Here is a 19,612-nt window from a genome sequence, read left to right as displayed (position 1 = left end):
AATGGTTAGTTAACCGGCTAGGCTGGCGGCATGGCTGACGCGCAGACCCCCACCCCCGTCGACGAGGACTTCGACGTGTTCGCGCGCGACTGCCCCTCCCGCCCGGCGCTGGAGCACATCACCGGACGCTGGGGCGTCCTCGTGCTGGCGGCTCTGCGCGAGCTGGGCGTGGCGCGCTTCGGGGAGGTCCGACGCAAGGTCGACGGGATCAGCGAGAAGATGCTGTCCCAGACGCTGCACACGCTGGAGCGGGACGGCTTCGCCGACCGGACCGTCGTGGCCGCGATGCCGCCGCACGTCGAGTACCGGCTCACCCCGCTCGGCGGGGAGACCGCCGCCAAGCTGCTCGACCTCATCGAGCACCTGCACCATGCGATGCCCGCCATCCTCGCCGCGCAGGACCGGTACGACGCGGGCGGCGATCGCTGACCGCAGGGTCTCGCCGGCTCGGCGAGAGTCTTACGGAACCGGGACGTCGGTCCGTCCGGCCTCCCTGAGGGGCCGGTGCGGTGCCACGGTGGTCCGGTGGTCGCCAAGCTCCGCACCCTCGCCTGCTCCGCCCTCCTGCTCGCGCTCGTGCTCGCGCTCGCGCGGACCTTCACCGGCGGCGGCACACTCGGCCGCCCCGGCCCGCTGCACGGCTGGTACCTCGCGGACGGTCTGCTGTTCGCCTCCGCACTGCTGCTCGCCCTGCTCGGACGCGGCCTGCCCGAGCGCGCCGCCCGCAGCCTGGTGCTGCTCGGCAGTGCGGCCGTCACCGCGACGGGACTGCTCGCGCCGCCGCGCACCAGCGACGACGTCTACCGCTACGTGTGGGACGGGCAGGTGCAGGCCGCCGGGATCTCGCCCTACGCCTACACGCCGGTCGACCCGGCGCTCGCCCGGCTGCGCGCCCAGGCGCCCGCGCTCTTCCCGCCGCGCGCCGCGAACGCCCCGTGCGTCGGATGGGACCTGCACCACGCGGCGCAGATCTGCACGCACATCAACCGTCCGACCGTGCACACGATCTACCCGCCGGTCGCCGAGATCTGGTTCCTGCTGCTGCACACGCTCGGCGGCACCGTCCGTGTCGCCCAACTGCTCGGTGCGCTGCTGGCGGTCGGCGTCACCGCGGTGCTGCTGCGGATGCTGCGGGCCCGGCGGGCGCCGGCGGCCTGGGCGGGGCTGTGGGCGTGGTGCCCGGGGGTGGCGATCTGGTCGGTCAACGACGCGCACGTGGACACCCTCGGGGTGCTGCTCGCGCTGCTCGGTCTCGCCGCGGCCGCCTCCGGTCGACGTCCGGGGATCGCCGGGGCGCTGCTGGGGGCCGCGACGGCGGTGAAGTTGATCCCGGCCGTGGTGGTCCCGGGCACGCTGGCCCGCCGTCGGGGACGACTGCGGCTCACGGCGGCCGCCGCCCTGACGTTCGCGGTCGCCTACCTGCCGTACGTCGCCGCCTCGGGCCTCGGTGTCATCGGCTTCCTGCCCGGCTATCTGCAGCAGGAGGGCTACGACCAGGGCGGCCGCTTTGCGCTGCTGGCACTGCTGCCCGTGCCGCAGGCGCGCCTCGGGCTGGTGGCGGCGGTCGTACTGGCGGGCGTCGCGCTCGCCGTCGCGCTGCGCGGCGATCCGGAGCGCCCCTGGCGCGGCGCGCTGACGGTGACGGGGACCGCGCTGCTGCTCGCGACACCCAGCTACCCCTGGTACAGCCTGCTGCTGCTCGCGCTCGCCGCGCTGGAGTGCCGCTGGGAGTGGCTCGGTGTGCCGGTCGCCGGCCTCCTGGACTACCTCTACGAAGGGGACGTGCGGCAGCCCGCCTATCTCGCGGCGCTCGGGCTGGTGCTCGCCGGATCCGTTTGGCGGTCGCGGTCCGCCGGGTTCGGGTTCAGGCGAGCAGGGCGCCCTGACCCTCGGCCGTCGCCCGCCGCAGCACGTGCTGCGGGTACGGCGTCATCTGCGTCAGCCCCGGGAAGTACACGTGCAGGCTGACGGCCGGCTCCAGGGTGTCGTTGACGACCTCGTGCACATAGCCGGGGGCGATGACGCGCTGGGCCCCCGCGGCGAGTGAGCGCGACCCGCGGCCGGCCCCGAGTTCGGTGAGCTCGCCCTGGAGCACGGTCATCACGGCGGAGGAACCGCCGTGGTCGTGGGCGCCGCTGCCCTGACCCGGCAGCCAGCTCAGCAGCCACACCTCGTAGCCGGGGCCGGTCTCCAGCCGCGCGTACCAGCGCGTCAGGGCGTCGTAGCGGACCAGCGACCGCCAGCGGTCGCCGTCCGCGGCGACGCGGCGGGCGAGCGCGGCGAAGTCGCCGACGGTGGTCGGGTGCGCGAGCGGTTCGGGCGCGAGGTGCGGCCAGGCGAGCGGGTCGCCCGCGATGCTGACGTCGCTGAGCCCGTCGGCGAAGACCGGCGCGGGGGAGACGGAGGCGGGGGCAGAGGCGGAGAGACGCTGGGCGGCGGTCACGGCTGTGTCGTCCTAGGAGGGAGCGCCCTCTTCTGGCTCGGCGGCACTGGCTCGCGGCCGGATGGGGGCTGTCGGCTGGGGGAGGAATGAGGCCCTAGCGACAGCGACAACACAGCGCACTCGCGGCACGGCGAAGCGAGCCGTGAAGACGGCTGCTCGACGAGACGCGGTGCGTAGACATGCCGCAAGCAGACCTTGTCAAGACCGCCTTTGTCAACTTCCGCTCCGTTTCCCCGGGGGCGAGAGGGGCCACATCACCTGATCGGTGGATAAAGCACCTTCTGGGTTTGGAGGTGTGGGTGAGCGGGAACGCCGCCCTCAACGCATCCCGACGAGCTTCCGCTCAGCGGTAGCCGCCGTTCCGGTTTGTCCGGATTTGCACACTTATGGTGACCGTGTGGTTCCGGGGAGTGAATCCGGGGCCTAATACCAGACCGCGGCTTGACGGCGGCGAAAGAACGCACATGTAATTTCACCCGTGTCCAAAGCCGCATCAGGTCACGGACGCATCACGGGGATGCACGAGCACGAGGGGTAGGAGGCGCGCGCATGAGCGAGCTCTTTGATCTGTTGGTCGTCGGCGACGAGGCAGAAGTCGAGGAGGAGCTCGGCTGGCAGGAGCGCGCGCTGTGCGCCCAGACCGACCCGGAGTCCTTCTTTCCGGAGAAGGGCGGCTCGACCCGCGAGGCCAAGAAGGTCTGCCTCGCCTGCGAGGTCCGCAACGAGTGCCTCGAGTACGCGCTGGCCAACGACGAGCGCTTCGGCATCTGGGGCGGCCTCTCGGAGCGCGAGCGCCGGCGCCTGAAGAAGGCCGTGATCTGACCTTCCATCAACAGGCCACGTCCGATTCCTCCGCATATCGCATACTTGCTCGAAGGGTGACGGGCCGGCGGACACGGCGGAACCGGTCGGACGTGAGCACACGTGGACACCCTGCGTAGAGCCGGACGCCGACACGCAGGTGAGAGGTTCCCTCGGGCTGCGGGCAGACCCGAATCGCCCCACGGCCCTCACCGCGCTTCACGACAACCCGTTAGTGTGGTCCGCCAGCGGTGCGCCTGACGCGCGCACGCGTCGTAGCGATCAGCGAACCGGGGTCCGTCACAAGCGATGTCTGCCTACACCCATCAGCCCCCAGGGCACCCGGGCGCAGGGCGCCCGCCGGCTTATCCCCGGCACCTGGTCACCGCCGTCGTCGTGGCCCACGACGGGGCCCGTTGGCTGCCGCAGACCCTGCGCGGCCTGCTCGAGCAGGACCGGCCCGTGCAGCGCGTCGTCGCCGCCGACACCGGATCCACCGACGCCACCCCGCGCCTGCTCGCCGACGCGCTCGGCCAGGACGCCGTGCTCCAGTACGGGCGGCGCACCGGCTTCGGCACCGCCGTCAACGAGAGCGTGCGCGGCCTGTCGCCGCTCTACGCCGAGAGCCTGCCCTACGCCATCCCGAACGGCTACGACCCGCTCGATCCGGAGCACGGCGGCCACGACCAGTTCGGCGACCCGCTCGGTCACCACGACGAGCTCGCCGCCGAGCAGCTGCGCGGCGCTCGCAACACCGAGCCCGTCGAGTGGCTCTGGCTGCTCCACGACGACTGCGAGCCCGCGCCGGACGCGCTGCGCAGGCTGCTCCAGGTCGCCGAGACCACCCCGACCGCCGCCGTCATCGGCCCCAAGATCCGCTCCTGGTACGACCGGCGCCAGCTGCTCGAGGTGGGCGTCAGCATCGCCCGCTCCGGGCGGCGTTGGACCGGCCTGGACCGCCGCGAGCAGGACCAGGGCCAGCGCGACCAGGTCCGCCCCGTCCTCTCCGTCTCCAGTGCGGGCATGCTGATCCGCCGTGACGTCTTCGAGCAGCTCGGCGGCTTCGACAAGCAGCTGCCGCTGATGCGCGACGACGTCGACCTGTGCTGGCGCGTCGCAGCCGCGGGCCATCGCACCGTCGTCGCCCCCGACGCCGTCGTCCGGCATGCGGAGGCCGCCAGCCGCGAGCGCCGCCCCATCGACTGCGCCCGGCCCGACCGTCCGCACCGCATCGACAAGGCCGGCGGCATCTACACGCTGCTCGCCAACTCCCGGGCCGCGCTGCTGCCGTACCTGCTGCTGCGGATCCACGTCAGCACCCTGCTGCGCGCCCTCGGCTACCTCCTCGCCAAGACCCCGCACCTCGCGCTCGACGAGATCGGCGGCCTCGGCCACGTCATGCTGCGCTTCGGCTCGCTGCTCGCGGGCCGCACCCGACGCGGCCGCACCCGCACCGGCGACGCCCTCGACGACCGCACCCTCTTCCCCGCGCTCGGCGCCACCACCCGGGCCGCCGCGGAGAACCTCGTCGCCGAACTCGGCGGCGGGCGCGCGGGCGAGGCCTTCTCGTCCCGGCACGGCGCCGTCGAGTCCGGCCCTGTCGACGACGACAACGACATCCTCGAGATCGAGCAGTTCGCGACGCTCAAGCGGATCGCCCGCAAGCCTGCGCCCGTGCTCTTCGCCGGCCTGCTGGTGCTGACCCTGATCGCCTGCCGCTCGCTGCTCACCGGCGGCTCGGTCTACGGCGGCGCGCTGCTGCCCACCCCGGGCGGCGCCACCGACCTGTGGCAGCAGTACGCCAGCGGCTGGCAGGCCGTCGGCGTCGGTTCCGCCGGCAGCGCCCCGCCCTACCTCGGCGTGCTGGCCGCGCTCTCCAGCCTCTCCTTCGGCAACCCGGGCCTCGCGGTCTCGCTGCTGTTGCTGCTGACCGTGCCGCTGTCCGGCGTCGCCGCCTACCTGGTCTCCCGGCCGCTCATCGACTCGCGCCTGGTCCGCGCCTGGGCCAGCGCCACCTATGCGCTGCTGCCCGCCGCGACCGGCGCCATCGCGCAGGGCCGCATCGGCACCGCGGTCCTCGCCATTCTGCTGCCGCTGCTGGCCCGCGCCGCCGCGGTCGCCTTCGGCCTCGGCATCCGCCGCGAGACCGCTGCCCGCGGCGGCCGCCCCGGCTGGCGCAGCGCCTGGGTCGCCGCCTTCACCCTCACGCTGTCCACCGCCTTCGTGCCGCTCGCCTGGCTGCTCGGCCTGCTGCTGGCCGGCGTCGCGCTGCTCGGCGCGTTCCTGCGCGGCGGCGCGTTCGGCCAGGGGGTCGGCGCGCTCCGCGGGCTGGCCCCGCGCGTGGCGGTCATGCTCGGCACACCGCTGCTGGTCCTGGCACCGTGGTCGCTCGGGCTGCTGATGCACCCGGGCCGCTTCCTGCTGGAGGCCGGCATCCCCGGCCTCGTCGGCGCACCGGCCACCCCGGTCGACCTGCTGACCCTCGACCCCGGCGGCAAGGGCGTCGTCCCCGGCCTGCTCGTCGTCGGCGTCCCGCTGGCCGCGCTCGCCGCGCTGCTGCGCGCCGACCGCCGTCGCGCCGTCGTCGCCGCCTGGGGCGCCGCCACCGTCGGCCTCGTCGGCACCGTCGTCGTAGCGGGCACCACGGTCGTCCCCGGTACGGGCCAGACGCCCGTGCCGGTCTGGGGCGGCCCGACCACCCTCGTGGCCGGCGTGGCGCTGCTCGCCGCCGCCGCGATCGGCGCCGACCACGCCCGCGAGCGTGTCGCCGCCATCAACTTCGGCTGGCGTCAGCCCGTCGCGGCCCTCGTCCTGTTCGCCGCCGCCCTCGCACCGGTCGCGGCCGCCGGATGGTGGCTGATCCGCGGTGCGGCCGGCCCGATCCAGCGCGGCGACGGGACGCTCGTCCCGGCGTTCATCGCCCAGCAGTCGCAGAGCGGCGACCAGATCCGCACGCTGGTGCTGCGCACCGGCGACCAGGGCCAGGTCGTGTCCTACGCCCTGGTGCGCGGATCCGGCCCGACCGTCGGCGGTGGTGAAGGAGCAGCGGCCGACTCGTCCTCGCCGCAGCTCGCGCAGCTGGTCGGCGACCTCACGGCCGGTTCCGGCGGCGACCAGGCGGCCCAGCTGGCGAACTTCGGCATCCAGTACGTCGAGGTCCTCGCGCCCGTCGACGCCACCCTCGCCGCCACGCTCAACTCCACCGCCGGACTCGCCCGCCTGAACCAGCAGCAGGCCGACAGCCTGTGGCGGCTCCAGGAGAACACCGGCCGGGTCCTGATCCGCACCACCGGCGGCCCCGACGTCGCCGTCCCCTCCGGGCCGGTCGACGTCAGCACCACCATCCCGGCGGGATCCGACGGGCGCGTGCTGCGCCTCGCGGACACCGCCGACTCCGGCTGGACCGCGACCCTCGACGGCCAGGCCCTCACGCCCAAGACCGTCGACGGCTGGGCCCAGGGCTTCCAGCTGCCCGCCTCCGGCGGAAAGCTCGAAGTCAGCTACCACGAGAGCATCGTCCACACCGGCTGGATCGCGGTGCAGTGCGTACTCGCCGCCGCGCTGGTCGTCCTCGCCCTGCCGGGGCGTCGCCGCACCGTCGACGACGACCAGCCGGAGGAGGGCGAGCTCGCCGCGGCGGCGGCCGCCGCCGAGCAGCCGCTCGTCCCCGGCTCCCGCCGTGCCCGCCGCATGGCCGCGTCCGGCGCGGACGGCGCGCAGGCCGCCGAGGAGGAGGCCGCCCAGCAGGGCGTCTACGCCGCCGGGGAGTCGTCGGCCGACGGCCTGTCGGGTGCCCCGGCACCGGGCGGCGACGTGCACGGCGACCCCAGCGGCGCACCGACCGGCGACCACGGTGTGCCCGACCCGGCGTACGCCGCCACCGGCGGCGACCCGAACGGCTACGGCGCCGGCTACAGCACCTATACCCCCGACGGCTATGCCGACTTCTCCGGCGGCTACGGCCAGGAGTACGGCGGCGACCCGGGTGTCCACCAGGGAGTTCAGGGCGGCCACCCGGGCGGGCCGTACGGGTACGAGGGCCACGAGGGTTACGACGGCTACGCGGGCCAGCCGGGCTACGGGGACCCGTCGTACGGCGGCCAGGCCCAGCCCTACGGCGATCCGGCCCACCAGCCCTACCCGCAGCAGGGCTACCAGCCGCCGCACGAGGAACCCGGCATGCCGGGCCAGGGCTACGGCTGGCACGACGCGAACGCCGGCCAGGGCCAGTACGGCTCGCTGGGCGCCGACGATCCGTGGCTGACCGGCCGCGACGAGCAGTGACGAGCAGGGAGCTGACCACCAGATGATCAACCGGACCACCCAGTCCCTGCTGGGCGCGCTCGGGGTCCTCGCGCTCGCCCTCGGCGTCGCCGAAGTGCAGCCGCCCAAGGGCCAGGCCGCCGCGACCGGCGACAGCGTCCGCACCGCCGTGCAGCAGACGAGCCTGCTCTGCCCGCCGCCGCTGCAGGGCTCCGGCACGACCCAGTACAGCCTCGCCGTCCCGGCCGGCACCGCCGGCTCGTCCGGTTCCTCCGGCTCCGGCAGCTCGTCGGGGGCGGCGGCGCTCACGCCGCTGACGACCCCGATCAACGGCTCGGCGACGGCGACCTCCGGGAACTCGGCCTCCCCGGCCGCGTCCGCGTCGTCCTCCGCGAATCCGTCGGCGTCCTCCTCGGCCAAGGCCTCGTCGTCGGCCTCCGGCCGGTCCTCCGCCCCGGCGTCCGCCTCCGCCTCGGCCTCGCCGATCGCGCAGCAGACCCAGGTCGGCGGCACCACGACGGCCAAGGCCGCCTCCGGCAACAACGCTCCCGGCATGGCCGCGACCGCCGGAGGCGCACTCGCGCCCGGCTTCACCGTCCAGCAGACCACCGTCGGCAGCAGCGGTCGGTCCGGTACCGGCTGCACCCCCGCCGGCACCGACTTCTGGTTCGTCGGCGCCGACACCGACAAGGGCACCACCGCCTACCTGGAGCTCTCCAACGGCCAGGACGCCAACGCGGACGCCGACGTCCAGATCTTCGGCGCGGACGGCGAGGTGGACGACACCTCGGCGGCCAGCATCAACATCCCCGCCCACGGCACCAGCCAGCTGCTGCTCTCCTCGCTGGTCCAGCCCGGCAACGACGGCCAGAACCTCGCGGTCCACGTCCTCGTCCGCAGCGGCCAGCTCGCCGCCGCGCTGCACGAGAGCCAGGACGGCAACGGATCGGACTGGATCCCGGCGACGACACTCGGCTCCAGCGCGCTGATCCCTGGGCTGCCGGGCGACGTGAGCAAGTTCGGGCTCACCGTCGCCGTCCCCGGTGACGTCGACGCCGACCTCAAGATCCAGCTGGCCTCGCAGAGCGGCTGGATCACCCCGGCCGGTCACGAGACCATCCACGTCAAGGCCGGCATGGTGAACTACGTCGACCTCGGCAACGTGACCCGTGGTCAGCCCGCCACACTCCGGCTCACCCCGAGCGACCCGAAGGCGCCCACGCCCTTCGTCGCGTCCGTCTTCGCCTCGGGCCACGGCGACATCGCCTACCTCGCGGGCAGCGCCCCGATCACCCGTCGCGGCACCGTCGCCGGGAACCAGTCCGGCGCATCCCTGCTGCTGACCGCGCCGGCGGGCGCGGCCACCGTCACCGTGAGCTCCCTGGGCAGTGGCGGGACCCCGACGGACAAGACCGTCCGGATCCAGGCCGGCGCGACGGTCGCCGTGCAGCCGCAGGCCCCCTCGGGGGCATCCACCTTCGCCGTGACCATCACCCCGACCTCGGGCGGCCCGGTCTACGCCGCCCGCGAGATCGGCGACCACAGTGGTCTGACGATCCAGCAGATCGCGGACGACGGCTCGACGGTGCTCATCCCCACGGTGATCCAGAACCCGGCGATCCTGGTGCAGTAAGGCATCCGCCGAGCGTCGGGCGAGTGTCCCGGAGCCGGAGCGGTCAGTCCTCGCCGTAGCGGGGGTCGACCGCCTCCGGCTCCACGCCGAGCAGCTCGGCGACCTGCTCCACCATCACGTCGTGCACCAGCGCGGCCCGCTCCTCGCGGCCCTTGGCGCGGATCTCCACCGGTCGGCGGTAGACCACGATCCGCGCGGGGCGGCCCTTCGCCGCCTCCACCAGGCGGCCCAGCGGGACCTCGTCAGGGCGGACGTCCTCGATGTCGGGCTCGGGCTCGCCCGGCAGCGGGGCCGGCACGTCCTGGACGGCGAACTCGACCTCTTCCAGCTGCGGCCAGCGCCGCTCCAGCCGCTCCACCGACTCCCGCACGTATTCGTCGAACAGCTCCGAGCGGCTGAGCGCGATCGGAACCTGGCGCGGAGCCAGCGGCCCGCGCATGCCCCGGCCGTGGCGGTCCCGACGCCGGCGCGGTGCGGCAGCGGCTCCGGGTGCCCCGGGAGTCGCTCCGGAGGCGGACGTGGATACGGGTGGTCTCTCCATCACGACTAAGCGTATCCGCTGCCACCGACAGTAACCCTCGCCCGCCCGGAAACCCCGCCCCACCGGGGGAACCGGCCCCTTCGGGACGACACGGGGACCGATCCGGGGCAGAGTCTTCGCGGCCCGGTCAGGAGTGCGGTACCGTCCAACGTCGTGAGCCCTGTCCGTCGTTGTTCGCGCACTGCCTGCGGCCGTCCCGCGGTGGCGACCTTGACGTACGTCTACGCGGACTCCACCGCCGTTCTCGGCCCCCTCGCGACCTACGCCGAGCCGCACTGCTACGACCTGTGCGCCGAGCACTCCGAGCGCCTGACCGCCCCACGCGGCTGGGAGGTCGTCCGCCTCAACGTGGAGACCGGCCCGATCCGGCCCTCCGGCGACGACCTGGAGGCGCTGGCCAACGCCGTCCGCGAGGTCGCCCGCCCGCCCGCGCGCCGCCAGGACGGCGGCTCCGAGGCCGACCCGACGGAGGTCGGCCGCCGCGGCCACCTCCGCGTGCTGCGTACTCCCGACGAGTTCTCACCCGAGGCCTGAGACCACCCCTCCCAAGGCCACTCACACCGCCTCAAGCCCCCTGCTGACCTGCGCATACGCCCTTGCGTCACTCGGCGTTGACTTCATGCTCACGCACAGCCGGTATCGTGCACTGCGCAAAGCAGGAGAAGTGTGACCAGGACCACAGAATGGCGGAGAGCCGCAGTGCGTGACCTCAAGCAGATCGTGAAGGCGTACGACGTCCGCGGAGTCGTCCCGGACCAGTGGGACGCCGAGCTCGCACGGGCCTTCGGAGCCGCCTTCGTCCAGGTCATCGGTGCGGACGCGATCGTCGTCGGGCACGACATGCGCCCCTCCTCCCCGGAGATGGCCCGCGCCTTCGCCGAGGGCGCGGCCTCGCGCGGCGCCGACGTCGTGGAGATCGGCCTGTGCTCCACCGACCAGCTGTACTTCGCCAGCGGCAAGCTCGACCTGCCCGGCGCGATGTTCACCGCCAGCCACAACCCCGCCGAGTACAACGGCATCAAGCTCTGCCGCAAGGGCGCGGCGCCGGTCGGCGAGTCCACCGGCCTGGTGGAGATCCGCGAGCTGACCCAGTCCTGGATCGGCGCGGACGACTCCGTCACGATCCCGTCGGTGGAGGTCACCCCCGGCAAGATCACCCAGCAGGACGAGCTCCAGGCCTACGCCGACCACCTGCGCGGCCTGGTCGACCTGACCTCGATCCGGCCGCTCAAGGTCGCGGTCGACGCCGGCAACGGCATGGGCGGCCACACCGTCCCGACGGTGCTCGGCGGTCTGCCGCTCGAGATCGTGCCGATGTACTTCGAGCTGGACGGCACCTTCCCGAACCACGAGGCCAACCCGCTGGACCCGAAGAACCTGGTCGACCTGCAGGCCAAGGTCCGCGAGGTGGGCGCCGACCTCGGCCTCGCCTTCGACGGCGACGCCGACCGCTGCTTCGTCGTCGACGAGAACGGCGAGCCGGTCAACCCGAGCGCGATCACCGCGCTGGTCGCGGTCCGCGAGCTCGCCAAGGCGCAGGCCGCGGGCGAGACCGAGCCGGTCATCATCCACAACCTGATCACCTCCTGGGCCGTCCCGGAGATCGTCGCCGAGAACGGCGGCCGCGTGGTGCGGACCCGGGTCGGCCACTCCTTCATCAAGGAGGAGATGGCGAAGTCCGGCGCGATCTTCGGCGGCGAGCACTCCGCGCACTACTACTTCCGCGACTTCTGGCGCGCGGACACCGGCATGCTGGCCGCGCTGCACGTGCTGGCCGCCCTGGGAGAGCAGCCCAAGCCGCTGTCGGAGCTGGTCTCCGCCTTCAACCGCTACGTCCAGTCCGGCGAGATCAACAGCACCGTCGCCGACCAGGCGGAGCGCGTCGCCGCGGTGCGCGCGACCTTCGCGGACGAGCCGGGTGTCAGCTTCGACGAGCTGGACGGCCTCACCGTGGCCGGTGCGGACTGGTGGTTCAACCTCCGCGCCTCCAACACCGAGCCGCTGCTCCGGCTGAACGTCGAGGCCCGCGACGAGGCGCGGATGGCCGCGCTGCGGGACCAGGTCCTCGCGATCGTGCGCGCGTAGCGCGCGGCACCAGTGGCGCGAGGAAGCCACCCGGTGCGCGGGGTTCCCCGTCGAAGCGGGCCCCGCGCCCGTCGGTGGTTTCCCGCGCGGTTCCTCGCGCCCCTGGAGGTGCAAGTAACCTGCTTGCACACTGATTCCGTTCACGACTTCCGGAGCGCCAGCGACATGAGCATCGAACCCGCACTGCTGGAGATCTTCGCCTGCCCGGCGTGCCATGCGCCGCTGCGTGAGGACGAGGAGGCGTCGGAGCTGGTCTGCACCGGAAGCGACTGCGGGCTCGCCTACCCGGTGCGGGACGGGATCCCCGTCCTGCTGGTGGACGAGGCGCGTCGCCCGGCATGATCGACGAGCGGCTGCTCGACGACACCGACGGGCTCGCGCGCGCCGACGAGCGCGGCGCACTGCTCGCGCTGGCCTCGGCGGGCGCACGCGTGCGCACCTCGCTGCGCGCCGCGGACGAGGCCGGGCTGGCCGCGCTGCGACCGCAGGGACGGCCGCGCGCCGTGCTGGTCGCGGGGCACGGGAGCGCCGCGACCGCGGGCGACGTGCTCGAGGCGCTCTGCGGCAGCGTCTGCCAGGTCGCGGTGCTGCGCCCCGGCCCGGGCGAGGACGCCGGACCGGAGTGGACGCTGCCCGGCTGGGCCTCACCCTCGGACCTGCTGATCGCCGTCGCGACGGACGGCGAGGTCCCCGGGCTGGTCAAACTGGTGGAGCGGGCCTACGCGCGCGGCTGCTCGCTGGTCGTCATCGCGCCGACCGGCTCGCGCCTCGACCAGGCCGCGCTGCAGGTGCGCGCACTGCCGCTGCCCTATGTGCCCGGCGTCGAGACGGACGAGCGCCGACCGCTCTACGAGGACGCGGACCTGCCCCGCGAGGACCCGTCGGACTTCTGGGGCGTGCTGACCCCGCTGCTGGCCCTCGCGCTCCGCGTCGGCCTGCTGCCCGGCGAGCAGAAGGCGCTGCACGACGCCGCCGACCGCCTCGACGAGGCGGCGGTGCGCTGCCGGCCCTCCCTGGCCGCGTACGACAACCCGGCCAAGACCCTCGCCGCCCAGCTCGACGCCACCCTGCCGCTGCTGTGGAGCCTCGGCCCCTGCGGCACCGCCGTCGCCGGCCGGTTCGCGGCCATGCTCGCCGACCACGCCGGGCACGCCGCGCTCTCCGGGGTCCTGCCCGAGGCCATGGCCGCCCAGCGCGGCCTGTTCAGCGGCGGGCTGGGAGCGGGATCCGCCGAGGCCGACGCCTTCTTCCGGGACCGGGTCGACGACGAGGGCGGGCTGCGGCTCCAGGTCGTGCTGCTGCGTCACCGCCCGGGGGCCGAGGAACCGGGGGTGGAGGGCACCCCCGACGTCACCGGCGAGCCACCCGCCGATCACCTCCCGGACAGCGGTTCACCGGGCACGCGCCGTACCGTGACCCGGGCCCACCGCCTCGCGGCGGACCATCAGGTCGCCCTTCGCGAGCTCGGCTCCTCCCGGACCGATCCGGTCGAGGCCCTCGCCGAACTCGTGGCACTGACCGACTTCGCGGCCGTCTACCTCGGGCTCGCCGCTGAGAGGACCTAGAGAGCGCATGGATCGTCTGGAGAACACCGTCCGACCGTATGCCTGGGGTTCGCGGACGGCGATCCCGGCGTTGCTGGGCGTCGAGCCCGGCGACGAGCCGCAGGCGGAGCTGTGGATGGGTGCACATCCGGGCGCGCCGTCGGGCGTCGACCGCGGTGCAGGCGCGTGCTCCCTCGACCAGGTGATCGCGGCGGACCCGGTCAGCGAGCTCGGCACCGCCGTCGTGGAGCGGTTCGGGCCGGCCCTGCCGTTCCTGTTCAAGGTCCTGGCGGCGGGGGAGCCGCTGTCGGTGCAGGTGCACCCGGACCTGGCGCAGGCCCGGGCGGGCTTCGCCGCGGAGGAGGCGGCCGGTGTGCCGCTCGACGCGCGCCACCGCAACTACAAGGACGCGAACCACAAGCCCGAGATGCTGTGCGCGCTCGACGAATTCACCGGCGTGTGCGGATTCCGCGCGCCCGCCGGGACGGTGGCGCTGCTGGAGCGGCTCGGTGTGCCCGGCCTGTCGCCGGTGCTGGACGTCCTGCGCGCCAAGCCGGAGACGGAAGCCCTGCGCGAGGCGCTGACCTGGGCGCTCACCCTCGACGCCGAGACCGTCGTCCCGCTCGTCGCCGCCACCCGCGACGCGCTGCTGCATCTGGCCGAGGAGTCCTCGGAGCCGGACGAGGTCGTGATGCTGCGCGACTACGCGGCGCTGGCCGACCACTACCCGGCCGACCCGGGCCTGCTCTCCGCCCTGCTGCTCAACCACGTGGTGCTGCGGCCGGGCGAGGCGGTGTACCTGGGAGCGGGGGTGCCGCACGCGTACTTCCGCGGCCTGGGCGTCGAGCTCATGGCGAACTCCGACAACGTGCTGCGGGCGGGGCTGACGCCGAAGCACATCGACGTGCCGGAGCTCCTGCGGGTGGTCGAGTTCGAAGCCACCGACCCGGGCGTGGTCCGCCCGCAGTCGGTGGCGGAGCACCCGGGGGAGGAGCTCTACCCGGCGCCGATCGACGAGTTCCGCCTCTCCCGCTACCGGCTCGGCGCCGAGGGCGGCAGGCCGCTGCCCACCGACACCCCGCAGATCGTGGTGTGCACCGAAGGACGGGTCTCGCTGACGGACGCGACCGGCGAGCAGCTGACGCTGGCCCCCGGCCAGTCCTGCTTCCTCGCCGCCGGCAGCCCCGCCGTCACGGCCGAGGCCGAGGACGGCAACCCGGCGACCCTCTTCCGGGCCACCGTCGCGCTCTGACCGCCGCCCCGACGGGCGGCCGCTGCACAGGATCGGAGCACCGGGGCCGCGCCCCCCGTGCTCCGATCCGCTCCCAGAGCCCTCAGAGGCCCATCACGAGCTTCTCCAGGGCCGCGCGGGCCCTGGCGTCGGACTCCGCCCGCAGGGCCACCGCCGTCGCCAGCTCGTGGACCCACTCGTCCAGCGCCACCTGCTTGCGCGACAGCACCACGCCGCGCACCACCGTCGCCACCTCGCCCTGGGGGCGGCCGTGCGCCAGCACGAGGATCAGCCGACGGTCGTCCAGGCTCACCTCCAGCCGCTCGACCGTGCCCGGACGGCCGGACAGCCGGTCGGAGACGGACCGCTTGCGCGCGAGCTCGACGGAGCCCGGCGGCAGGGCGTCCGCCAGGGAACCCGTCAGCACCTGGGCATACATGTCCAGATCCGCGGCGTCCCGGCGCAACGCCGCCGCCAGCAGCTCGATCTCGCTCATCTGCCTTCGCTCCCTCATCAGCACCCGGTGAGCCTCTACCCGCTCGAACGGGCCCAGCATCTCAGGCCGCTCAGCCGTCCAGGCTCAGCACCATCGTCGGACGCTCGATCTCGTGGTCAGGACGCAACGGGCGGACCGCCGTGCCGATCGAGAAGAACTCCGTGGTGTGCCCGCCCCAGCGGTGGTTGTGGGCGTTGAGCTGGACGCCCACCACGCCCTCGGCGTGCAGCGCCTCGGCCTCGGCCTGCATCCGCGACATCGCCAACTCGCGCGCGTCGTAGAGGGCCTGCGTGAACTGCTCGATCTCCACATTCTTGCCGATGTTGGAGAACACGGCCCCCATCCGCTGATGCGCGATGTGGTAGACGCAGGTGCCCATGACCATGCCCAGCGGCGCGTAGCCGGCCCGGATCAGCGTCCAGAAGTCCTGGCCGGACAGGTCCGAGGTGAAGGGCTGGTTCTTGTTGTTCCGCCAGCTGCCGCCGCCGGGCGCCGGGTGGTCGGCCTTCACGGCCGTGCCGATCGCGATGAACTCCGCGATGTCGTTGCCGAACTCGCGCGCCTCCACCGAGAGCCTGACCCCGACGATGCCGTCGGCGCCGAGCGCGTGCGCCTCGGCCTCCATACGGGTCATCGCCAGCTCACGCGCGTGGTACATCGCCTGGCTCAGCGTATCCAGCTCCTGGTTCTTGCCCCAGCGGCCGAACTGGATGCCGACGTGGTAGATCGAGCTGCCCAGCACCAGGCCGATCGGCTTGAAGCCGGCCTCGCGCACGAGCAGGAACTCGTTGACCGACAGGTCGCTCGTGAAGATCGATCCGGCGCGACCCGGCTGCAGCTCCTGCAGCCGTCGCATCGCGTCGGCGGGCACACCCTGGGCGGTCGGGTCCATGGTGCTCATCGGGCAGCTCCCCTTGCATGGGTCAGGTCGTGGTTCGTGCGGATCGACTGCGTCATGCGCGTGTTCATCCCTGGTCCCCCAGGTCCTGCAGTTCGGTGAGCAGGCGCCGGTACTGGTCCCGGTCGCCGTACGGGCTGGACGCGACCGCGGCGAGCCGCTGCCGCAGCCGGTCGCCGCGCTTGCCCAGCGGCATCACGGACAGGGTCCGCGGCGGCTCGGCCTCGGTCCGGAAGCGGGCGATGCTGGTGCCGATCATCGTGGCCTCGGCCACGTGGTCGCGCTGCTCGGAGTTGCGGTTGGACGCCCGGATGCAGGACTCCTCCCAGACCCGCAGGTCGCCGCTGGCCATGATCACGCCGTCACCGCCCTTCCGGGACCCCTGCAACTGCAGCTGCTGCCGCGCGTCCGCACGGATGGCGTGGATCAGGTTGCTCCAGCCCGTGATCTCGTTGTTCCGCCACGAGTACAGCTGGGACTGGGTGCGGTAGTCGTTGTGACGCACCCCGATCGACATCCCGACCAGCAGCTCGGCGGGCACCCAGCCCGCGCTGATCAGCTTGGCGAAGCCCTGCCCGTCCAGATGGCAGGTGAACGGCTGCTTCGGCCGCACGTTCCCACGGGCGCGCACCGCCGTGCCGATGACCTTGAACTCCAGGCAGTTCGGCGCGTTCGGGAAGGGCTGCATGGTCAGCTGCGCGGCCACCACGCCGTCGCCGCCGAGCGTGGCGCACTCCTGGGTCATCCGGCCCAGCGCCGTGCGGCGGGCCTGGTCGAAGACGCCCACCAGCGCCTGCGAGGGCGCGCCGCGCCCGGACAGGGCGATCGGCGCCTCGCCGTACCCGCCGAAGGAGTAACCCGCACCGGAGAAGAGGCAGTCGTGATAGCCCCAGTAGCGTCCGCTGCGGGCGATCTGGAACACCGCCGAGCCCATCACCTGGCCCACCGGCTCGAAGCCGACGGACCGGACGGAGGCGAACTCGCCGGTGGACAACGCGGACGTCCAGGTGCCGCTCTGCCTGACCTCCGCCATGCGCTCGGCGGCGACCGGTGGCAACCCGCCGCCGCTCCAGGGAACCGTCATCCCGCCCCACTTCCGTTCCGCACTGCCGACTCTGCGAACACGTAACTGCGCCTCTCGGAATGTACGCACGGTGTAGATTCGTCTCAAGCACCAGACGTCGCTGCTGATGGCGGTCGGCGAGCCCGGGTCCCCGGACGCGGTCACGCCGAGGGAGAGAGGGCCTCCGACGCACTGGTCCGGAACAATCGGTCATACGGTTGAGGTACGTGCAAGGGTTCCCGGAACCCACCGCCTCATCGGCATGCCCACGCACGCTCCCGAGCCCGCCTCGGCAGCGCGCCGGTTCCGGGCCACCAACGCCCGCACCCCGACGTGATGGAGAGACAGCGTGACGTCCCTGAACGCCGGTGACTTCAAGGTCGCCGACCTTTCCCTGGCCGCTTTCGGCCGCAAGGAGATCCAGCTCGCCGAGCACGAGATGCCCGGCCTGATGGCGATCCGCAAGGAGTACGCCGCCGCGCAGCCGCTGGCCGGTGCGCGGATCACCGGTTCGCTGCACATGACGGTGCAGACGGCCGTGCTCATCGAGACCCTCGCAGCGCTCGGCGCCGACGTGCGCTGGTGCTCGTGCAACATCTTCTCCACCCAGGACCACGCCGCGGCGGCCATCGCGGTGGGCCCGAACGGCACGCCGGAGGACCCGCAGGGGATCCCGGTGTTCGCCTGGAAGGGCGAGTCGCTGGAGGAGTACTGGTGGTGCACCGAGCAGGCGCTGACCTGGCCGGGCTTCTCGGGCCCGAACATGATCCTGGACGACGGCGGCGACGCGACGCTGCTGGTCCACAAGGGTGTGGAGTTCGAGAAGGCCGGCGCCGCCCCGGACCCCTCGACCGCTGACTCCGACGAGTTCCGCATCATCCTCGAGCTGCTGAACCGCACGCTCAAGGAGACCCCGAAGAAGTGGACCGAGGTCGCCTCCGAGATCAAGGGTGTGACGGAGGAGACCACCACGGGTGTGCACCGGCTGTACGAGATGCACCGTGACGGGAACCTGCTGTTCCCGGCGATCAACGTCAACGACGCGGTGACGAAGTCGAAGTTCGACAACAAGTACGGCTGCCGGCACTCGCTGATCGACGGCATCAACCGGGCGACGGACGTGCTGATCGGTGGCAAGGTCGCGGTGGTGTGCGGCTACGGCGATGTCGGCAAGGGCTGCGCGGAGTCGCTGCGTGGTCAGGGCGCGCGGGTGATCGTGACGGAGATCGACCCGATCTGCGCGCTGCAGGCGGCGATGGACGGCTACCAGGTCGCCACGCTGCAGGACGTGGTGGAGATCGCGGACATCTTCGTCACCACGACGGGCAACAAGGACATCATCATGGCCGGCGACATGGCCAGGATGAAGCACCAGGCCATCGTGGGGAACATCGGCCACTTCGACAACGAGATCGACATGGCCGGACTGGCCAAGATCCCGGGCATCGTCAAGGACGAGGTCAAGCCGCAGGTCCACACCTGGACGTTCGCGGACGGCAAGAAGATCATCGTGCTGTCCGAGGGGCGTCTGCTGAACCTGGGCAACGCGACCGGGCACCCGTCGTTCGTGATGTCCAACTCCTTCGCGGACCAGACCCTGGCCCAGATCGAGCTGTTCACCAAGCCGGAGGAGTACCCGGTCGGCGTCTACACGCTGCCGAAGCACCTGGACGAGAAGGTCGCCCGGCTGCACCTGGACGCGCTCGGGGTGAGGCTCACCACGCTGTCCCAGGAGCAGGCCGACTACATCGGCGTCAAGGTCGAGGGCCCGTACAAGTCGGACCACTACCGCTACTGATCGCGGTACCGGTCCTGACCGGTTGATCGACCAGCGGCCGCTGGCGCATAGGCTCGACCTATGCCCAGCGGCCGTTACTCGTTCCATGACACGCACGACGACACTCCCCTCGGTGAGGAACGCTTCAGCTGCGCGGCCGGACCCTCCGGCTGGCGCTACACAGCACAGACCTTCACCGTCGACGGCGCGCTGGACGGATCCGTCGACCTGACGCTCGACTCCCGGTCCCGTCCGATTCGGCTGGAACTGCGCCGACAGGGCTGGCAGGTCCGTGGAGGGGCACTCTCCGGACTCACCTGGGTGCGGACGCACCAACAGGACACCGATCTCACGTTCACGCGAGAGGGCAACGAGAAGGCCCACGCCTTCACCGGCCGCTCGCCCGCGTTCCTCGTCGCCACGGCCCGCATGCTCGCTCTGGCGGAGGGCTCCTCCGCCCGGGTACGGGTCGTCTCCTTCACCGAGCCGCTGCTGGCCCCGCGCACGCTGGACCAGGGATGGGCGCTCGAAGGGATCGAAACACACCCCACCGACAGCGGCCCGCTGACCGTCCGCCGCTTCCGCGTCGCCGATCTGGAGACGGGGGAGGAGGGCCAAGTGCACTTGGCCGGCGACGTGGTCCTGGCCGCCCCCGGAGTGGAGCTGGAGGAGCTGGAGACACCCCCCGGCCCCTGGATTTGACTCGCCCCTGACGGCCACGTAATGTTCTCCGAGTTGCCCCGCTTCGACAGGGTGACAAACCCCGATAGTTAATCGGTAAATCCGATTGACGGGGACCGCGAAATCGGAGCTGAAAAACTCTGATAGAGTGGAAAA

17 protein-coding genes are annotated in these 19,612 nt (G+C 72.7%); 12 read left to right on the top strand and 5 right to left on the bottom strand.

Translation table 11 applies throughout. From position 1 onward, the window contains the following. Positions 1–30: 30 nt before the first annotated feature. Together TR49_RS32020 and TR49_RS32015 are read left to right on the top strand one after the other, a co-directional pair. A complete protein-coding gene (locus TR49_RS32020) occupies positions 31–429 on the top strand; it encodes a winged helix-turn-helix transcriptional regulator (protein ID WP_042387841.1) in 399 nt (132 codons plus the stop codon). Between the two features lie 96 nt (positions 430–525). Next, a complete protein-coding gene (locus TR49_RS32015; RefSeq protein WP_063770228.1) occupies positions 526–1,968 on the top strand; it encodes a glycosyltransferase 87 family protein in 1,443 nt (480 codons plus the stop codon). On the opposite strand, the gene TR49_RS32010 is transcribed toward TR49_RS32015, so the two are convergent. Beyond that, positions 1,865–2,356 (bottom strand): cysteine dioxygenase, encoded by a 492-nt coding sequence (locus TR49_RS32010; RefSeq protein WP_042387932.1) that lies wholly within the window; start codon positions 2,354–2,356, stop codon positions 1,865–1,867. The genes TR49_RS32015 and TR49_RS32010 overlap by 104 nt on opposite strands. A gap of 636 nt (positions 2,357–2,992) precedes the next feature. Here TR49_RS32010 and TR49_RS32005 point away from each other — a divergent pair. The 3 genes from TR49_RS32005 to TR49_RS31995 all read left to right on the top strand — a co-directional run bounded on the left by TR49_RS32005 (position 2,993) and on the right by TR49_RS31995 (position 9,140). Continuing rightward, entirely contained in the window at positions 2,993–3,265 is a 273-nt protein-coding gene (locus tag TR49_RS32005) for a WhiB family transcriptional regulator (RefSeq protein WP_042372301.1), read from the top strand. A gap of 288 nt (positions 3,266–3,553) precedes the next feature. Next, positions 3,554–7,528 (top strand): glycosyltransferase family 2 protein, encoded by a 3,975-nt coding sequence (locus tag TR49_RS32000; RefSeq protein WP_084725647.1) that lies wholly within the window; start codon positions 3,554–3,556, stop codon positions 7,526–7,528. Positions 7,529–7,550: 22 nt separating this feature from the next. After that, positions 7,551–9,140 carry a DUF5719 family protein gene (locus TR49_RS31995; protein WP_052434816.1) on the top strand — a complete coding sequence of 530 codons (1,590 nt, stop codon included), beginning with the start codon at positions 7,551–7,553 and terminating at the stop codon, positions 9,138–9,140. Between the two features lie 43 nt (positions 9,141–9,183). On the opposite strand, the gene TR49_RS31990 is transcribed toward TR49_RS31995, so the two are convergent. Continuing rightward, a complete protein-coding gene (locus TR49_RS31990) occupies positions 9,184–9,579 on the bottom strand; it encodes a metallopeptidase family protein (RefSeq protein ID WP_042387839.1) in 396 nt (131 codons plus the stop codon). Between the two features lie 255 nt (positions 9,580–9,834). Between TR49_RS31990 and TR49_RS31985 the strand changes: the two genes are divergently transcribed. From TR49_RS31985 to manA, 5 genes are all read left to right on the top strand, one after another. Beyond that, the gene (locus TR49_RS31985) at positions 9,835–10,215 is read left to right on the top strand and encodes a DUF3499 domain-containing protein (RefSeq protein WP_042387837.1); all 381 of its coding nucleotides are present in this window, start codon (positions 9,835–9,837) and stop codon (positions 10,213–10,215) included. Positions 10,216–10,380: 165 nt separating this feature from the next. Then, positions 10,381–11,766, top strand: a complete 1,386-nt coding sequence (locus TR49_RS31980; protein ID WP_042387835.1) for a phosphomannomutase/phosphoglucomutase — start codon at positions 10,381–10,383, stop codon at positions 11,764–11,766. Positions 11,767–11,931: 165 nt separating this feature from the next. Beyond that, positions 11,932–12,108, top strand: coding sequence for a Trm112 family protein (locus TR49_RS41920; RefSeq protein ID WP_084701051.1), 177 nt, complete (start codon positions 11,932–11,934; stop codon positions 12,106–12,108). Continuing rightward, the gene (locus TR49_RS31975; RefSeq protein ID WP_042387832.1) at positions 12,105–13,331 is read left to right on the top strand and encodes an SIS domain-containing protein; all 1,227 of its coding nucleotides are present in this window, start codon (positions 12,105–12,107) and stop codon (positions 13,329–13,331) included. The genes TR49_RS41920 and TR49_RS31975 overlap by 4 nt, the downstream gene beginning before the upstream one ends. 7 nt (positions 13,332–13,338) lie before the next feature. Further along, positions 13,339–14,562 (top strand): mannose-6-phosphate isomerase, class I, encoded by a 1,224-nt coding sequence (gene manA, locus TR49_RS31970; RefSeq protein WP_042387830.1) that lies wholly within the window; start codon positions 13,339–13,341, stop codon positions 14,560–14,562. Between the two features lie 82 nt (positions 14,563–14,644). Here manA and TR49_RS31965 read toward each other — a convergent pair whose 3' ends face one another. The 3 genes from TR49_RS31965 to TR49_RS31955 form a co-directional block, all read right to left on the bottom strand. After that, positions 14,645–15,037 carry a hypothetical protein gene (locus tag TR49_RS31965; RefSeq protein WP_042387829.1) on the bottom strand — a complete coding sequence of 131 codons (393 nt, stop codon included), beginning with the start codon at positions 15,035–15,037 and terminating at the stop codon, positions 14,645–14,647. A 70-nt stretch (positions 15,038–15,107) separates the two neighbouring features. After that, the gene (locus tag TR49_RS31960) at positions 15,108–15,938 is read right to left on the bottom strand and encodes a heavy metal-binding domain-containing protein (RefSeq protein WP_201776254.1); all 831 of its coding nucleotides are present in this window, start codon (positions 15,936–15,938) and stop codon (positions 15,108–15,110) included. A 64-nt stretch (positions 15,939–16,002) separates the two neighbouring features. Continuing rightward, entirely contained in the window at positions 16,003–17,019 is a 1,017-nt protein-coding gene (locus tag TR49_RS31955; protein WP_052434815.1) for a heavy metal-binding domain-containing protein, read from the bottom strand. Positions 17,020–17,347: 328 nt separating this feature from the next. Between TR49_RS31955 and ahcY the strand changes: the two genes are divergently transcribed. Continuing rightward, the gene (gene ahcY, locus TR49_RS31950) at positions 17,348–18,796 is read left to right on the top strand and encodes an adenosylhomocysteinase (protein ID WP_042387828.1); all 1,449 of its coding nucleotides are present in this window, start codon (positions 17,348–17,350) and stop codon (positions 18,794–18,796) included. 60 nt (positions 18,797–18,856) lie between these two features. Beyond that, positions 18,857–19,477 (top strand): hypothetical protein, encoded by a 621-nt coding sequence (locus TR49_RS31945; protein ID WP_042387826.1) that lies wholly within the window; start codon positions 18,857–18,859, stop codon positions 19,475–19,477. Positions 19,478–19,612: the final 135 nt, after the last annotated feature.

The organism is Streptacidiphilus melanogenes (genome assembly GCF_000787835.1).
GTDB lineage: Bacteria > Actinomycetota > Actinomycetes > Streptomycetales > Streptomycetaceae > Streptacidiphilus > Streptacidiphilus melanogenes.
The sequence above is the reverse complement of the archived record's forward strand: the minus strand, read 5'-3'. Positions and strand labels throughout refer to the sequence as shown.

What these genes read in the sequence shown, in the direction of transcription:
- TR49_RS31965 (WP_042387829.1), bottom strand. Translation starts at nt 15,037, where the DNA reads ATGAGCGAGATCGAGCTGCTGGCGGCGGCGTTGCGCCGGGACGCCGCG.
- TR49_RS31955 (WP_052434815.1), bottom strand. Translation starts at nt 17,019, where the DNA reads ATGACGGTTCCCTGGAGCGGCGGCGGGTTGCCACCGGTCGCCGCCGAG.
- TR49_RS41920 (WP_084701051.1), top strand. Translation starts at nt 11,932, where the DNA reads ATGAGCATCGAACCCGCACTGCTGGAGATCTTCGCCTGCCCGGCGTGC.
- TR49_RS31990 (WP_042387839.1), bottom strand. Translation starts at nt 9,579, where the DNA reads ATGCGCGGGCCGCTGGCTCCGCGCCAGGTTCCGATCGCGCTCAGCCGC.
- manA (WP_042387830.1), top strand. Translation starts at nt 13,339, where the DNA reads ATGGATCGTCTGGAGAACACCGTCCGACCGTATGCCTGGGGTTCGCGG.
- TR49_RS31945 (WP_042387826.1), top strand. Translation starts at nt 18,857, where the DNA reads ATGCCCAGCGGCCGTTACTCGTTCCATGACACGCACGACGACACTCCC.
- TR49_RS31960 (WP_201776254.1), bottom strand. Translation starts at nt 15,938, where the DNA reads ATGAGCACCATGGACCCGACCGCCCAGGGTGTGCCCGCCGACGCGATG.
- TR49_RS31975 (WP_042387832.1), top strand. Translation starts at nt 12,105, where the DNA reads ATGATCGACGAGCGGCTGCTCGACGACACCGACGGGCTCGCGCGCGCC.
- TR49_RS31995 (WP_052434816.1), top strand. Translation starts at nt 7,551, where the DNA reads ATGATCAACCGGACCACCCAGTCCCTGCTGGGCGCGCTCGGGGTCCTC.
- TR49_RS32020 (WP_042387841.1), top strand. Translation starts at nt 31, where the DNA reads ATGGCTGACGCGCAGACCCCCACCCCCGTCGACGAGGACTTCGACGTG.
- TR49_RS32000 (WP_084725647.1), top strand. Translation starts at nt 3,554, where the DNA reads ATGTCTGCCTACACCCATCAGCCCCCAGGGCACCCGGGCGCAGGGCGC.
- TR49_RS32005 (WP_042372301.1), top strand. Translation starts at nt 2,993, where the DNA reads ATGAGCGAGCTCTTTGATCTGTTGGTCGTCGGCGACGAGGCAGAAGTC.